The organism is Chlamydiifrater volucris (genome assembly GCF_902806995.1).
GTDB classification, from domain to species: domain Bacteria; phylum Chlamydiota; class Chlamydiia; order Chlamydiales; family Chlamydiaceae; genus Chlamydiifrater; species Chlamydiifrater volucris.
Window position 1 is genome coordinate 556138 of record NZ_LR777654.1, and the last position, 16191, is coordinate 572328.

Here is a 16191-nt window from a genome sequence, read left to right on the forward strand (position 1 = left end):
GCTGTGAATTTTATTAGGGTTGGCTCTTATCTTAGATACTATCGTTATTCTTTTTCTTAATATGTCTGCAGAGGTCTTGGCAGAGGTTGGCATTGCCTAAGAGACCACTTCTTTAAAACCATCAAAAGGAAAAGTCACTATGCTTAAAGGCACGTTGTCCCCCGTAAATACCCATCGTCGCAAAACTAGATCTGTAAACGTAGGCCATGTCCAAGTAGGCAGTGAGCATCCGATTCGTGTTCAATCGATGACAAACACTGCAACTGATGATGTTGAAGGAACTGTGAAGCAGATCTTAGATCTAGCTGAGGCAGGCTGTGAGATTGCCCGAGTCACAGTCCAAGGTATGAAAGAAGTTAAGGCTTGTGAAAAAATTAAAGAGCGCCTTGATGCTCTAAAGTGTTCTATTCCCCTAGTTGCTGACATCCACTTCTTCCCTCCCGCTGCTTTACATGTGGCGGACTATGTGGATAAAGTTCGTATCAATCCAGGCAATTATGCAGATAAGCGCTACTTATTTGAAGAAACAAAAAAATGGTCTGACAAGGATTTTGAAAGAGGATTTGAAAGAATTAGGAATAAGTTTCTTCCTTTGGTCAATAAGTGCCGGTCTCTGGGAAAATCTATGAGAATCGGGGTTAATCATGGCTCTCTATCAGAGAGAATTCTTCAAAAGTACGGAAATACTCCTTTGGGCCTCGTAGTATCTGCTCTGGAATACACCCAAATATGTGTAGAAGAAAATTTCCACGAACTCATTTTTTCCATTAAGTCCAGTAACGTTGTTGTTATGACAGAGTCTTATCGTCTATTAGCTAAAGAACTTGATGCCAGAGGGTGGCATTATCCCTTGCACCTCGGAGTTACTGAAGCTGGAATGGATTTGGAAGGCTCTATTAAATCTGCAACGGGAATAGGCGCCCTCCTGATCGAGGGCATAGGCGATACTATACGCTGTTCACTGACAGGCCATCCCGTCGTAGAAATGCCCACGTGTAATGAGATATTAGCTAAACTAGACCAATACCACAAAAATATAGAAAACCAGCCAAAGCATAGTTTCTGCCCACCCAGGGAAGGGTCTCAAAAAGATACTCTAGAGATCTATGATCAAGAAAGCTCTCCTACCATCTTTCCTTTATTTCTTATTATCAATGCGCAGCAAGTAACGAGTTCTTTCCTTTCAGATCTGGGCATTATAAAAAAAATAGATGGATATAAGAAAGCAACTACTTCTCCGGACGCCATTATAGTAGAGTCATCTATCTTGGACAAACTTCCTTTGTCTGTGCTTCAATCAGTCGGAATTCGCGTGTTTACAAAAGAAGATTTTGTTTCCGCATCCGGGGATTTTCCTGGAGAGTGGCCACGAACCCTATCAATGGCCACTGATAAACTAGTATTTTATCCCTCGGAATCCAAAATTACTTCCGTAAGAGAGTTTCTATCTTGGAAGGCGGCTGCACGCAACTTTACCTCAGTGTTTTTGGCGATGGAATACCCTGTTGCAAAAACTCCCTTAGAACTCGCTGTTTCTGCGTCTATGGATCTCTCTTCTTTTCTTATAGACAACCAAATTCAAGGAGTTGTTTTAGATGCTCCTTTCATTTCTTTACCATTGATGAGAAGGATAGGGTTCTCAATTTTACAGGGAACCAGAAAGCGTTCTTCTGCAGCTGAAATGATTTCTTGCCCATCGTGTGGACGTACGCTCTTTGATCTCCCCTCCGTAACTGAAAGAATACAATCTCTTACGTCTCATTTATCGGGATTAAAAATTGCTGTCATGGGCTGTGTGGTTAATGGCCCTGGAGAGCTGGCCGATGCTGATTTTGGCTTCATTGGATCAAAGCCTGGTCTCATTGACCTGTACGTCAAACATACCCCTGTTCGAAGAGACATCCCCATGGAAGAAGCTGAGGAAGCACTTATACAGTTGCTAAAGGAGCACAACGTATGGGTAGAACCTGAGCATGAAACAAAAGAAATTAATGAGGATTAAAAATGTTTCAATCAATTGGCAATCAAACTCTTTTATTTTTATTATAAAATATAGGTTCTCAAACAAATCCGAAAATAGCAATATTGCTTCGGCTGCCTTCTACTCCCAAAAACACGTGCGCTAGGAGAGTGTCCCATGATCAGTTCGCAAGAAAAAGATGGTTTCCGTTACTTCTCTGTCTCTTCGCTCAAAGAGTTCCCTATAGATGTCAAAATCTTTCCTAAACAGATCCGGACCTCCAGCTCTCCTGTGCAGACAGACTACATAACCCCTGAGGAAATGTTAGCTTTATGTCCGGGAAAATTTTATAGAAGTTTACATCAAAGTCACAGCACGACAGTTCGTGAAGCGGAGCTTATCTGCTCTCCCTTCTCCATAGGGGATGCCATGTATACAAGTACACCAGGGATATCTCTCCTTATCAAGCACGCAGATTGTCAAGCCACGGTATTTTATGATAAGCGCAAACACGTCATAGCCAATGTGCATTGTGGATGGAGAGGATTGGTTGCGGGGATCTACACGGTGACTGTCAATGCTATGCGGAAAAGGTTTCTCTCTAATCCAGAGGATTTAGTGGTCTTCATTGGCCCTAGTTTGGGCCTTAATGCTTCGGAGTTTCTTTCCTACAAAGAAATTTTTCCTAAATATTTTCAGAAGTTTATGTCTCCTGGTTGTCTTTTTGACCTTAAGGCTATAGCTAAATTACAAATTAAGAACCTAGGAGTTCCCGAAAGTCAGATACATGTGTCAGACATTTGCACCTATTCTTCTAAAGATTTCTTTTCCTACCGCAGGGGCTGCAAGGAAAACCCATGTCAATCAAGAAAAAAATCCCCTAGAGACCCTTACATAGGGAACTGGACGGCTGTTACATTAAAACCTGTTTAGTCCAGTAATACTTCGGGCATTTCCAAAAGTTCTTTGACTTTTACAAGGAAGGTTACGGCTTCTTTGCCGTCAATAATGCGATGGTCATAACTCAATGCCACGTACATCATTTCCCTGATGGCTACTTCGTTGTCTATAACAACCGGCCTTTTTTCGATCTTATGCATACCCAGTATCCCTACCTGAGGAGGGTTAATAATTGGAGTGGATAGAAGTGATCCATAAACCCCTCCATTAGTTATAGTAAAGCAACCACCTTTCAGATCGTCTAAAGACAGCCCTCCTTCCCTGGCTCTAGTGGCAAGGTTAGCCAAGGTCTTCTCAATATCTGCGTTAGTAAGAGAATCACAATTCTTTATCACAGGAACTACCAGCCCTCTGTCAGTTCCTACAGCAACAGAAATATCAAAATATTTACGATAAACAATGTAGTCCTCGTCGATATAAGCATTAAGTTGAGGAACTTCCTTTAAAGCTGCAACAACAGCTTTGATGAAGAAAGACATAAACCCTAATTTTATTCCATGCTTAGCAACAAATTCCTCCTGTTTTTCCTTACGCAAAAGAATAAGCGCAGTCATGTCGATTTCATTGAATGTTGTCAACATGGCTGACTCCTGAAGAGCTTGCACAAGCCTTTTAGAAATAGTCTTTCGTATACCACTCATACGCGTTCTTTCTTCTGCAAGGTCCTCCGTGTCCTGAGAAAGATTCTTCAAAGGAATAAAATTCCCTCTTTGAGGCGGTAGGTCTTGTATTTTAACAGACTTTTGATCGGATACATCACTATTAAAAGGTATGACTTTATCACTTCCTTCTCGAAAATCCCCTGGGCTAGAAGCAGTTAGTGAAAGATCAACCTCTTTATCAGAGAAACCTCGCTCTGAAGATACTTCTGAAGAAGTTACAGATTCTGTGATGTGTGTTTGTTGTTGAGAAGGACTTCCAGCTTCCCCCTCGGAATATAATTTTCCTACAATTGCTCCTACAGCCACAACATCACCTTGAGAAACTTCCCAGGAAATCCTTCCAGAAGATGGGGAATAAATTTGCTGATTTAATTTATCGCTCTCGATTTCTAGTATCCCCTGGTTTTCTTGAACAAAAGAGCCCTCGGAAACAAGGAGAGCAGCAATTGTTACTTCACTAATAGATTCGGCTATATCTGGAATTTTTATTTCTATAACCATTTCCCCTCCTACTGTTCCTTTAACGAAAATAGTCTCTCCATTAAGGTGTCTAACTCTTGCTTACTCAACCTGGCAGACCCTGTAGCTGTAGAAGAGCTTCTTGGTCTACCTACAAAGAAGAGTTCTTCCTTTAAAAAATTTTTTAACGACATGTATATGTAATCGTACGCTCCCATATTAATAGGCTCCTCTTGCAACCAAATATACCTGGAGACCCTAGGATATTTAGTTACAAGAGATATGAGCCTGGTCATATCCAAAGGATACAAACTCTCTATACGGATACAAGCAAATTCCCCTTTCCGACTAGATTTATTTAAAGCCTCTAGATAATCGTAGTAAATTTTACCAGAACATAGCACCAACGTCGTTGCAGCAGTATTTTGTTCATCATCTTCTAATAACGTTTGGTAGCCAACCGGATCAGAAAACTCCTCTATTTTACTTACACACAAAGGATGCCTCAATAATCCTTTAGGGGTAAATATTACCATAGGAACAGGCAATCTACTTTTCATGTGTTGTCGGAGGGCCCTGAAATACTGTACAGGAGTGGAAGGATATATCACTTTAAAATTCCATTCTGCTGCTAAGGAAAGGTATCTTTCTATTCGAGCAGAGGAATGCTCAGGCCCCTGTCCCTCATACCCATGAGGAAGCAATAACACCAAATTGGAATGAAAATCCCACTTCTGAATCCCCGAAGAGATGTATTGGTCAAAAATAATCTGAGCGCCATTAGAAAAGTCTCCAAATTGAGCCTCCCAAAGCACTAGCGTGGATTCTGCACTCGCAGCATATCCATATTCAAAGCCCAGAACGGCATACTCAGAAAGCGGTGAATTATACAATTCTACTCTGCCTTGATCAGGACTTAAACATTCCAAAGAGCAGTATCTATTCCCATTCTTAATATCTACCCAAATCAGTTGGCGTTGACTGAACGTTCCTCTAGGAGAATCTTGTCCTGATAACCTCAACGAATACCCATCAACGAGCAAAGAGGAAAAAGCTAAAGCTTCCGAGGTCGCCCAGTCAAGCTCTCGATTAGCTATTAGCATCTTCCATCTTTTTTCCTGAAGAGCACTTATCTTTCTGTGTGGAGAGAAGCCTTCCGGGATACCTAGCAACTTGTTACACAGAAATTCTATAGATTGAGATGTCAATGAAGTGTCTACCTCTGCGAGAATTTCCCCCTGCGATAAACGATCACAAAATCCACAAGAAGAAATTGGAAACTGCTCCACCTCTTTATCTCTAGAAAAAATGTCATACTCTTTTTTCAAAGTTGCACGTACAGACTCTTCAATAAAGGAGAGTTGATTGTCTAACTCTTGACCAAAAGCATGTATCAATTTTTCACGAAAGAGTTCTCTGACTGTAGGTTGTTGAGAAATGCCTTGATATAAACTAGGTGCAGTCACAGAAGGATCATCACTTTCATTATGTCCGTGCTTTCTATAGCAGCAAAGATCTATGATAACATCACAACCAAAGTTATTTCGGACATCCAAAGCAAAGGATATTGCTAACATAGCAGAAGGGATATCGTTGCCATTAACTCTAAACACTGGTACCCCTAACATTTTGGCAACATCCGTGCAATAAGGAGTAGACCTAGACTCTTTAGGCATGGCGGTAAACCCTATACCGTTGTTGACAACAATATGCAAACTTCCTGAGGTAGCATACCCAGGGACAGCACTCAGCTGCAACGTTTCATAAACCACTCCTTGACCAGAAAAAGCTGCGTCCCCATGTATTAAAACAGCTAAAGTTTGCTTTTCTTCTAGGGTTGATTGTTTTTGTTTAGCTAAAACTACACCTTCAACGACAGGATCTATAGACTCCAAGTGACTAGGATTGGGCAGAAGCGTTAAACGAACTTCTTTACCATCTACCAACTTATTGTGCACATATCCTTTGTGGTACTTCACGTCACCTACATTATCGACTCCTCTGTAGCTGAAGTTATCCTCAAACTCCATAAAGATGTATCGACTAGGTTTAGACATTACGTTTGTAAGAACATTCAGACGCCCCCTATGACTCATACCAAAAACATATTCAACAATAGGGCAATTTTTTTGAGAGCCGCTCCCAACACTCACTAGATACTCAAGCATAGGAACTAAAGCTTCCCCCCCTTCAAGAGAGAATCTTTTTTGCCCAGTGAATTTTACGTGCAGAAACTCTTCAAAAAAACTAGCTTTGCAAATATCCCTATAGCTTTCTAAAAGGTCTTCTTGAGAAAAAAGCCGGGAAGTTTTTTCCATCAAGTTCCACACATGTTCCTGAACTTCTGGAGAGCATGTAATAGTTTCCACCGCCAGTGGACCACAGTAAATTTCTTCCAGCCTCTCCATCAACCGCTTAGCAGACACTTTCTTTTCAGAAAGCAATCCGAAAGAAGAGACCTCATCATTCAAGTTCAAAGGATTCAATTTCTCAGAAAGAAACGAAGAAGGCGTATAAGATGTCAACGGAGACACACGGCTCTGTAGGTATCCATAGGATCGATAGACATTTATCAACAATTGGCCTCTTTTTTCCGCCAAAAGCTCATTTATCTCCTTGGAATCAACAGCACTCTTATCTTTCAATTTTTCTTCCAAATAAGAGCTTTCTGACCAAGTAGCAATTCCCATCTGATAGCCAGAAAAAAAATGCTTCCATGACGAATGAATAGGCTCCCCCTGAAGAAACTGCCCATACATGGACTCTAACCAATCACTTTCTACGAAATTCCCTTGCTCCCAAAATTCATGATTCATATGATGCTTTCTCAAAGACGCTAATTCAGTGTCTCGACTCATACCAAATTTTTCTTTATTCAAAAAACAAAGTTTGTGGTTGGCTGCTTTCTACTCTGTTGAAAAAAAATTGGCCAAGCGAGTACATCGTCTTAGTGACTAAACAAATGGAAAATGTCCGAATGAAAAGCGAACGTTTGAAAAAGTTAGAATCTGAACTCAACGATTTGACCCAGTGGATGCAGCTTGGCTTAGTCCCCAAAAAAGAAATAGATCGCCATAAGGAAGAGATCCGTACTCTAGAAATGAAAATTCAAGAGGAAAAAGAGCGTTTGCAGCTTCTGAAGGAGAGTGGCGAAATTGAGGAATATGTCACCCCAAGACGAAATGCAGCAAAGACTGTCTATCCAGAAGGCCCAAGCATTTCTGATATAGAGTTCGCTGACACAACCGATACCGAAATCGATATCGAAGCTGGGGAAACTGTGGAGCTTGACTTATCGGAAGATGAACGAGAGGATAATAATATTGACCTAGATTTCGTTGATGATGAAGATCCTTTCAGCGACAGAAATCGATGGAGAAGAGGCGGTATCATAGATCCAGATGCCAACGAGTGGTAAGCGAGAGCTTTCGGTATATATTCATATTCCCTTTTGCCTTAAAAAGTGTCATTATTGTAGCTTCTATACTATCCCTTATAGGGAGTCCCTTCTCTCTCCGTATACTGAGGCAATTCTTCGTGAAGGCAAGAAAAAGTTCTCTTTGCTCCAGGACGAATACCGAGTGGTCTCTCTGTTTTTCGGAGGGGGGACTCCCTCTCTACTTCCTCCCCACCATATAGCCTCTATCATAGAAACTTTTGCTCAAGATGCTCAAGAAATCACTCTAGAAGCCAACCCCGAAGCTTTATCTACACAATTTGTTCGAGATATTCAATCAGCAGGCGTCTCTAGAGTAAGCATTGGAATACAAACCCTTAATAATTCCTTATTACCTACATTAGGAAGAACTCATAACGCAGAAGCAGCTATACGATCAGTAGAGACTTGCTTAATGGGCAATATTCCTAACATATCTTTGGATATGCTCTACGGACTACCAGATCAGTCGCTGGATACTTTTTGCCAAGATATCGCTGCTATAGCCAAACTACCTATCACCCACACCTCAATATACAACTTAACAATAGATCCTCATACCGTATTCTACAAGTACAGAAAAAATATCCTTTCTAGAATAGTCAATGAAGAGACATTAGCCGCCATGAGCATCAAAGCAAAGGCGATATTGGAGACTGAAGGATTTCATCAATACGAAATTGCTTCATACGCTAAGAGAGGATTTTTAAGCATACACAATATGGGTTACTGGACAGAGCGTCCTTTCCTTGGATTAGGAGTTTCCGCTTCACAATATTTAAATCATATTCGATCTAAAAATCATTCTCGGCTATCCCGCTACATGCGCGCCATTTTTCAAGACCTGCCTCTGGAAGAATTTTCTGAAACCTTAACTCCAGAAGAACGCATCAAAGAGTCTCTCTGCCTACGCTTACGAACAACCCAAGGGGCTCGCCTTTCTGATTTCCCGCCAAAGCTATTCTTTCTATTAACAAAGAAATTCCCCGATTCCTCTTTCTTTACTCAAGAAGGCGGTTTCTTTCGTTTAACTCCCAAAGGCTTCCTTTTTCATGATACTATTGCCTCAGAAATTATGAATTTTTAATCACAAACAAAACAATAAAACTAATTTTATTTTTGAATTTACTTTTAAAAAGTTTTGTTAAAAATAAAAATTATTTTTAATAAAAATTTAAAATTCAAAAATGAAGAAAACAAAAAAAACAAGCCAAACAAATACTCGATCCATAGCTCCTAAAAAAGGAACTATCCAAATTAATGCTCAGGAAGCTTCTTTTAATAACCCCTTGAGCATGAATGGACAAAAAATAACTAATTTAGGAGATCCAGAAAATGATGGTGATGCCGTTCCATACAGCTATCTAAAAGAAAATTTCACAGTAATTGGAGAAGATAATAACACCTACCTTCCTATTTCAGGAGGAACCATGTCGGGTCCTATTGACATGGAACATCACAAAATATACCAACTTAAAGCTCCAGAAGTACCGAAAGATTCAGAAACTACTCCAAATTCACCTGTTCAAAGAGAGGGAGAAAATCCTGAAGACACTTCAAAAAATGCTGTGAATATAGAGTATCTAAAAAAAAGCTGTGAACCTCTAAGAAGTAATGAAAAAATCAACAAAAGTACAGAACAAATCAATAACCTAATCAACAGAGTTAATAACATTAAACATATAGTTGGATTCGTTAGCTCTAATGACGATTCTTCAACCTCTTCAAAAGCTATTCTCCCTGGGGGAAATTACGTGCCTACGTCCGGGGGTGAGATGACTGGAAGTTTGGATATGAATCAAAATACAGTGACAGGATTATTCACTGAACCTAAGGAGAATGATGAAGCTGTATGCAAGCAATACTTAGAACAAAATCTCCTAACTATGGCGAAAACAGAGCCCCAACCAGAAGCAAAGACAGGAGAAGAAACCAATACAATTACTAATAAACTGATTGGCAATTTGGATATGAATAAAAACTCCATATTGGGAGTGACCCAGATTAATGACATCTCCAATAAAGAGAAGTATTCAAATGGAGCCAGCACGGCGACATTAAAAACAGCTTTATCCAAGTATACCCATCCGTTTATGTCCGGATCCATTTCCACAGACTCGTCAAAAATAACAACGTTAAATATCAACGAGAACTTTATCTGGAACCCAGAACGCACAAAAATTATTAGATCAAAGTCCGCTGATATCTTCTTTCTGCTCAATGAGGATTCGTATCCCTCTTTCGAAACTACCCAGTCTACTAATTCAAAGTCTATCGCTTTACTAAACAGAGGATTATTTTTGTTAACATGGTCGGGGTTCTATGCTTCTGAAATAAACTATGAAGATAACCTTTTTCTCTCTGTTTTTCTTGTTTATCGTCCTTATACTCCGCCAGAAAATCCTACTGTTCCTCCTGAATCAGGTCCAACTATGTTTGCTGCAGAAATTGATAACGCCGTTAAAACTAGAGTATTTTCTTGTAGAGCGGTAGGTCGCAGCACATCTTTTTTTTGCCAAATCCCTTTGGATATCGACAAAACTTATTCCATCCAAAATAGTAAGCAAGAATATTTCTTGGAACTATTTCTTGGTGAAATTCCGCCAATTACGGAAACCTCAGAACCTTCTCTTCCAGAAAATCACGAAAAATTAATAAAAATCTCCCCTAAGCAGAAATCAATATCCGCATCTCAAATAAATTGGCAATTATCTGTCTTAAACTTTTAAGGTGTTGCTATGAAAAAAAGAAAAAAAAATCGTTCTAGCCAAATAATTGAAACTTTTCCGATAAATTCTCATTTCGTAGAGGCCAACTCAACAAATATTTCTCTACACAACCCCTTGAGTGTAAAAAATAAAAAAATCACTAGATTAGGAGAACCTCTGTATAGCAATGATCTAGTATCATGGGGATACTTAAAGTCGAAGTTCTTGGACAAAAATGATAAAGAAACAGGTTACCTATCCACAAAAGGAGGTAGGATGAACGGAGAAATAAACATTGGAAACTTTTCAATCAAAAAAGTACAATTCCCTATGGAAGACAAAAATGCTCCTAGAACCATCGAACAACTACCAGACAAAGAGAAAAACTCAGCTATCAACGCTGCTAGCGTAATAAATACCGTAAGCGCTATTGAGAATGATTCCTATCTTAATCAAGTCGAAAATACTATCCGTGAATTAAACCCCAACATAGAAAAACTAGAAAACCTCCTAGGAATAAAGTCACCGCCAGAACCTGACAATGAAACATCCTCACCCCTAGAAGGGATGACATTGGCTATATCAGATCCTGGCCTGAAAAGGGTATCCAAAACCAATAGTTCACAAATTGACATGGAGCTACATGCGACTACCAAAGCTAATGAAACTATAGAAATTCCATACGTAGCAGTAGCTGGAGATAAAATGTCAGGAAATTTAGATATGGGGGGTAAGTCTGTACGGGGACTTCCAATGTCACCGCAAAAAGAATTTGATGCAGCTTCTTTGGGTTATCTAAGAACAAAGTTTGCTTGTGGAGGATGCATCATGAGAGGAAATCTTTCTCTTTCAAAAAAATCTGACAATGCTACACCAACTTATTCAAAAATGTCTGGAAGTATTATCAACTTAAAAACTCCTACAACTACGGAATCTCACTATGCATCAAATCTAGAGTTTATTAAACAGAGACTTCCTGGACCAAAATTCTCATTCATGTCCGTGATTAATGAAGGAATAACCTACATACTTGAAAATGGGCTTTTCAACTGGGGAGTAGGCGTCAATAACCAATCTCCAGATATTTACAAATACACTTCCGCGCTTGGAACAGCACTACAACTGAGACCAAACGTATTTTACACTCTCTACTGGACAGCCATTGTCTCTATTAACCTACCCGAAGAAATCAAAAATGAATCGAAAAAAAAAGCAAGCAACAAAGTCCTTTATGACATTGCACCCACAGAGACAACCAGATCATATGGAAAACTTACATTAAAGCTAATGGCACCCATAATTCCTGAGAAAACAAAAGATGCGAATAAAAAACGCTCCCCAGACCCTGACACAGGCGAAACTGCACCAATTCCAGAACCTGAACCAGACGCAAGCATAATTGCAACTTATCCAATAAACGAATGCTCCATTTCTCTTTCCTGCCAAATTCCTATTCCTCCTACCTCCCTAAATTCATCTCAAACCGAGAGAAATTCTGGTATTTATTCGCTATACCTTGAATTTGATTCTAGTGTAAAAATAGAGTACAGTAATTGGAACCTATTGGTTAGACCATTTCCTCTAAACTATACTCCTTCTTAAAATGGCAAGGGATCCTACGATCCCTTATCGTTTTACGCAACCATTGCACGATTGCTCTCTATAGAGCTTTGATTTTCAGAAACATCTTCTATATAACTAATCTGCCATAAAGCCTTTCCTAAAGAGGTTGTACCATCCAAAGAGATAAGAACCCTGGCTTCTGATCCTATATTCCTTTCTTCTTGAATTCCAAGGTAGCTAGGCTCAACGTATACGAGGACAGTAACTGAGGCTGATCCCTCGGGCTCTAAGAAAAATTTAGCTAAAACATCCCCTACAGATTCTCCAGAATTACCAATTAAACTCAGTGTACATTCTGAATCAATCCTCGTCTGATCGGTTGTAATGGAAGAGATGGTGAGGGTTAACAAATAAACTCCAGCTTTTTTTATTTTAAGAGTTTCTGGGAATTCTGTCGAAACTTCCCAATAATTAGAACTACCAGAAGAACCAACACATTTCTCTAAATCATTGTAGACAAACTCTTTGCCAAAGAATTGCCCTGACTGATCTTTTATATTAAGACCGCAACATAAGTAATTTAGTGTGTATTTTCGTTCAAAAGACCTTATAACACTTGAAACCGATACCAACGATGAATCATCTAATTCATTTTCAATAAAAAATTTGGAAAAATCAGACCCTTTTATTTCTTCTTCTACGTTCAACCCATCCAAGCATTCAGAAAGCATCTCCATTGGATTAGGTGAAGCATCTGTAGTTATTAATGAATTATCTATTTTTAAATTAGTAATGCTGTAGTTGTTAGCATCAATATCACCTAAAACTGTTCCGCCACTTAAGGGAAGCTTACCAAGCATAAGATCTATACATCGTCTAGTCACAATGTCTGTATCTTTCTCTGGGGTCTTGATATTAGTTATTGTAGGATTCCTTATAGGCTCCGTAGGAACCTCTTCCTCAGCTTCAGTTCCATCGCCAACCTCTTCACCATTTTCATTTCCTATACCTTCCTCTGCGTTACCACTAATCACTTCTTCAGAATCATCACTTCCTTCTCCAGAACCTCCATTTCCTCCACCCTCTGGAACATCATCCACGGGACCACCAACAAGATCTTGATCAATAAAAACAAGATCTCCTGTCATTGTACTTTTTCCATCCCTTAAAAGAAGTTTACATGTTTCTCCATTTGGAGTTGTAATTTCTCCATTTTGAAACCCTAAATCCTTGATCAATTCATCCATCCCATTTTCTTTCAAAGTCTGAAGTTCTTTCTTAGCAGACAACCAAGACCCAGCATAATCAAGAACTGCTGTCTCAAGAGCAGCTCCAGAAGCAATTGCTGTTGGTTCTCCTGAATAGTAATAATCATCTATTCCTGTAATCCCATTATCTCCCATGTCTATGTCACCTTGCATAGTTCCACCCTTCAGCATCAAACACTGAATATTTGATGCATATTCTGGACGCAAAAGAAGATTCTTAGTATCTGCCAGTCGAACAGCATCTCTTGAGTACGTTCGCACCTCCTCATCCGCAACTCCTGATCTTTCCTCATGTTCTAATTCAGTAGGAGCTCCTACATTACTCACTCGAAGAAAATTCATATTAATATCAACATAAGATTCGACTGATTCGTCTGTCGTGACAAAAAATTGTTCTGGAGTATTAGGTTCCGGAGGAACAGGATCTCCACCTTCGCTCCCTGAATCTGTTCCATTTGCACCTTCTTCTGTTGATTGTTGAATATCCAATTTTCGCGAGTTTTCTTTAAAAGAGGCGTCAAGCAGAACACTCTCTTCAGAATCATTTTTGTTGACCATAATGTAAAAACCTTAATTAATTTTATAAAAACAAATACAAAAATTAATTAATTTTTAAAACAAAGATCAAAACAAACAAAAAAATTAAAAAATATGAAAAAGAAAAATAGTAGGTGTTTTGGATATACGTTCACATACATTATCCAGATCCTTATAAGATCGCCATTGCCCTACAGAACGAGTGCACACAAACTCATTCTCCGTGGATAAATCCGAAGCCACGCAGAGAAGTGACTGCGTAGGCAAAAACGCTATAGCTGTTCTAAAAGTGTGGACATTTCTATAAGGAGCCTCAATAAAAATCTTTGTTTCTCCTTTTGTCCTGGTGGCAGACGCAAAAATTTTTTCTCTATCCTTAGGGGATTTGGGTAAATATCCTAAGAAAGAAAAAGTTTGTCCAGGAAGACCTGATAACATTAAGGACAGCGTTATAGAACAAGGCCCAGAAAACCCTTGTACTGCAATACCACACTCTCTTGCTCTAGCAACAAGAAGAGCACCCGGATCCGCAATACATGGCAACCCCGCATCAGAAACAATCCCCCAATTTTCGTTGTTCTCTATGATAGGCTGCAAATAAAAGTCGTAATCCTTTTTACTAGAAGGTTTTTTCGGAAGAATCGCGAGAGGAACCTTATGAATCTCAGGTATCCCCCATAATCTCAAAAAAGATCGCCCTCCTTTATCACTTTCTGCAATAAGTCCATTGATTTTTTTAACCGCCTCTCCCATAGAAGAAGGCAAATCTGAGACTCTTCGACTACCTAAAGTATTTGGGAATAAATACAAAGTCACTTTGTCATCCTTGTAATTAGCATTGACATTACAACGGAAGGTTCAACGCCACTTTTTATCTGACCCTCAGCATAAAAAAGATATGCTAAAGTTTGAACAAGAGCCTCCTTTCCGAACTCCACGTAGATAGCAAACTTCTTATCGCTACTACTTACCTTCTCATCAAAATACTTAAGACCAATTAAGCACTGACTGCGCAAAAAAGCTATTAATCCTAAAGGCTCCTCACCTTTATCACAAAGAGACCGGTAAGCCCTTGCTGCTGTCACTCTAGCCCCTTGAAATAAGGCATTTCTAAAGACCCATAACGACAGTTTCTCTTGATAATCTGTAAACGTATTAACATCAGAAGCCTCAAGATGTTGCTTATCTCCTATAGCACAAAGAAGCTTCTCAAATTCCTGTTTCACTCCGTGAAACTCCATATCCCCGCAACGGGAAAGAAAAAGTTGAAGAGTAGAAGACAAACAAGTAATCTTCCTTTCACTTAATATCTCTTGAAAAACCTTGATAACTCTTTTCTCTTTTTCAGAAGACCATTCTCCAAAAAGACTTAAAGAGGCAAAAAAAGGGCCAGTATTGCCCTCCAAAGACTCATAAAAAGCTTTTTTAGCTGTAAAAAGGCACAAAGACACTGCTCTATTGGGTCTTTGTGCGTATTCAAGAATATAGGCTACCGTGGGTTTGGGTAAGCTTTCAGCCTTAAAAATAGCTATAAATTTTGGTGTAGCAAAAAACCCATAACTTTCCGTGAAACTAGTTATAGAATCCACAGAAAGCCCGTCCCCGAAGAATACCTTGCAATCCTTAACTCCTAGAGAATCTAAAAGAATAGACTCTTCCCCTTCTATGTTCCCTCCTATTAGAAAAACCGGAGGAATTTCCTTTATTTTCTCTAAAGAAGTTTTACCTTTTGATATTGCTGTCACAACTCTCTATTCCTTAGCAACTTTCTTAAAAAATATTCCCTCTGAGAACATATTAAACGTGGACCCTTTGACCTTAAAAACACTCCAAAACCTTACAGGATCATCCAAAGATCCAAACACTCAAAGACACTTTCGACTACGCTTAAAGGATCTAACAAAAGGCAAATATCCTCACCAAGGAGGATAATTTTTATAACTTATTAAATTCAACGCCTTTAATTGATACTAATCTCAGTGTATATTTTATAATTCAAAAAAAAAACGGTAAAGACAAAGTCCTTACCGTTAGAAATCATAAGACCTATATCTAAAATTACTTAGACATAAATTTTATTAATTGTTGACGCCAGCTGTGAGCTGTTCGTACTCTTTTTCCAGAAGACTTTCTTGTCGACTTGGAAGAGCACATTTTTTTGGAACCAGCTTTAGCAGCAGACTTCTTACAAGCAGCTGTATGCTTATGTTTTTTTGCGCAAGAAACTGTGTGTGAAACCTTTTTAGCAACAGGCTTCTTAGCAGCTACTTTCTTCGTAGACTTACGAACAGTCTTCTTAGTAGATATTTTTTTTACTGTGGACTTACGAGTAGAAGCTTTTTTTACAGCAGGCTTCTTAGTAGCTACTTTCTTTACAGACTTACGAATAGTCTTCTTAGTAGCAGCTCTTTTTGCTGTGGTTTTTCTTGCAGTAGATTTACGAGTAGAAGCTCTTTTTGCAGCAGGCTTCTTAGCAGCTACTTTTTTCACAGACTTACGAACAGTCTTCTTAGTAGCAGCTTTTTTTGCTGTGGTTTTCTTAGAAGCGGGCTTCTTGGCAGCTACCTTTTTCACTGTAGCTTTCCTGGCCGTGCTTCTTTTCTTTTGCACTCCTAGCATTTTTCAATTCCCCTAATTA

General features: G+C 39.2%; 12 protein-coding genes. 6 read left to right on the forward strand and 6 right to left on the reverse strand.

The window, feature by feature from the left end; translation table 11 throughout:
- The first annotated feature begins 139 nt into the window (after nucleotides 1–139).
- Together ispG and pgeF are read left to right on the forward strand one after the other, a co-directional pair.
- Nucleotides 140–2002, forward strand: coding sequence for a (E)-4-hydroxy-3-methylbut-2-enyl-diphosphate synthase (gene ispG, locus KJA62_RS02395; RefSeq protein ID WP_213318436.1), 1863 nt, complete (start codon nucleotides 140–142; stop codon nucleotides 2000–2002).
- A 135-nt stretch (nucleotides 2003–2137) separates the two neighbouring features.
- Nucleotides 2138–2893 carry a peptidoglycan editing factor PgeF gene (gene pgeF / locus KJA62_RS02400; RefSeq protein ID WP_213318437.1) on the forward strand — a complete coding sequence of 252 codons (756 nt, stop codon included), beginning with the start codon at nucleotides 2138–2140 and terminating at the stop codon, nucleotides 2891–2893.
- On the opposite strand, the gene odhB is transcribed toward pgeF, so the two are convergent.
- Nucleotides 2890–4083, reverse strand: a complete 1194-nt coding sequence (odhB, locus tag KJA62_RS02405; protein ID WP_213318438.1) for a 2-oxoglutarate dehydrogenase complex dihydrolipoyllysine-residue succinyltransferase — start codon at nucleotides 4081–4083, stop codon at nucleotides 2890–2892. The genes pgeF and odhB overlap by 4 nt on opposite strands.
- 8 nt (nucleotides 4084–4091) lie before the next feature.
- Nucleotides 4092–6857, reverse strand: a complete 2766-nt coding sequence (locus KJA62_RS02410) for a 2-oxoglutarate dehydrogenase E1 component (RefSeq protein WP_213318949.1) — start codon at nucleotides 6855–6857, stop codon at nucleotides 4092–4094.
- A 161-nt stretch (nucleotides 6858–7018) separates the two neighbouring features.
- Here KJA62_RS02410 and KJA62_RS02415 point away from each other — a divergent pair, with 161 nt between their 5' ends.
- The 4 genes from KJA62_RS02415 (at nucleotide 7019) to KJA62_RS02430 (ending at nucleotide 11787) form a co-directional block, all read left to right on the forward strand.
- The gene (locus tag KJA62_RS02415; RefSeq protein ID WP_213318439.1) at nucleotides 7019–7459 is read left to right on the forward strand and encodes a hypothetical protein; all 441 of its coding nucleotides are present in this window, start codon (nucleotides 7019–7021) and stop codon (nucleotides 7457–7459) included.
- Entirely contained in the window at nucleotides 7443–8564 is a 1122-nt protein-coding gene (gene hemW / locus KJA62_RS02420; protein WP_213318440.1) for a radical SAM family heme chaperone HemW, read from the forward strand. The genes KJA62_RS02415 and hemW overlap by 17 nt, the downstream gene beginning before the upstream one ends.
- A 100-nt stretch (nucleotides 8565–8664) precedes the next feature.
- A complete protein-coding gene (locus KJA62_RS02425) occupies nucleotides 8665–10206 on the forward strand; it encodes a hypothetical protein (protein WP_213318441.1) in 1542 nt (513 codons plus the stop codon).
- A 9-nt stretch (nucleotides 10207–10215) separates the two neighbouring features.
- Nucleotides 10216–11787 carry a hypothetical protein gene (locus KJA62_RS02430; protein WP_213318442.1) on the forward strand — a complete coding sequence of 524 codons (1572 nt, stop codon included), beginning with the start codon at nucleotides 10216–10218 and terminating at the stop codon, nucleotides 11785–11787.
- A 32-nt stretch (nucleotides 11788–11819) separates the two neighbouring features.
- Here KJA62_RS02430 and KJA62_RS02435 read toward each other — a convergent pair whose 3' ends face one another.
- From KJA62_RS02435 to KJA62_RS02450, 4 genes are all read right to left on the reverse strand, one after another.
- Complete coding sequence (locus KJA62_RS02435) at nucleotides 11820–13574, reverse strand: hypothetical protein (protein ID WP_213318443.1); 1755 nt, start codon at nucleotides 13572–13574, stop codon at nucleotides 11820–11822.
- A gap of 84 nt (nucleotides 13575–13658) precedes the next feature.
- Entirely contained in the window at nucleotides 13659–14369 is a 711-nt protein-coding gene (locus KJA62_RS02440; protein ID WP_213318444.1) for an SAM-dependent methyltransferase, read from the reverse strand.
- On the reverse strand, nucleotides 14366–15298 hold the full coding sequence (locus tag KJA62_RS02445; protein WP_213318445.1) for a hypothetical protein: 933 nt from the start codon (nucleotides 15296–15298) through the stop codon (nucleotides 14366–14368). The genes KJA62_RS02440 and KJA62_RS02445 overlap by 4 nt, the downstream gene beginning before the upstream one ends.
- Nucleotides 15299–15611: 313 nt before the next feature.
- Nucleotides 15612–16172 carry a histone H1-like repetitive region-containing protein gene (locus KJA62_RS02450; protein ID WP_213318446.1) on the reverse strand — a complete coding sequence of 187 codons (561 nt, stop codon included), beginning with the start codon at nucleotides 16170–16172 and terminating at the stop codon, nucleotides 15612–15614.
- Nucleotides 16173–16191 lie beyond the last annotated feature (19 nt).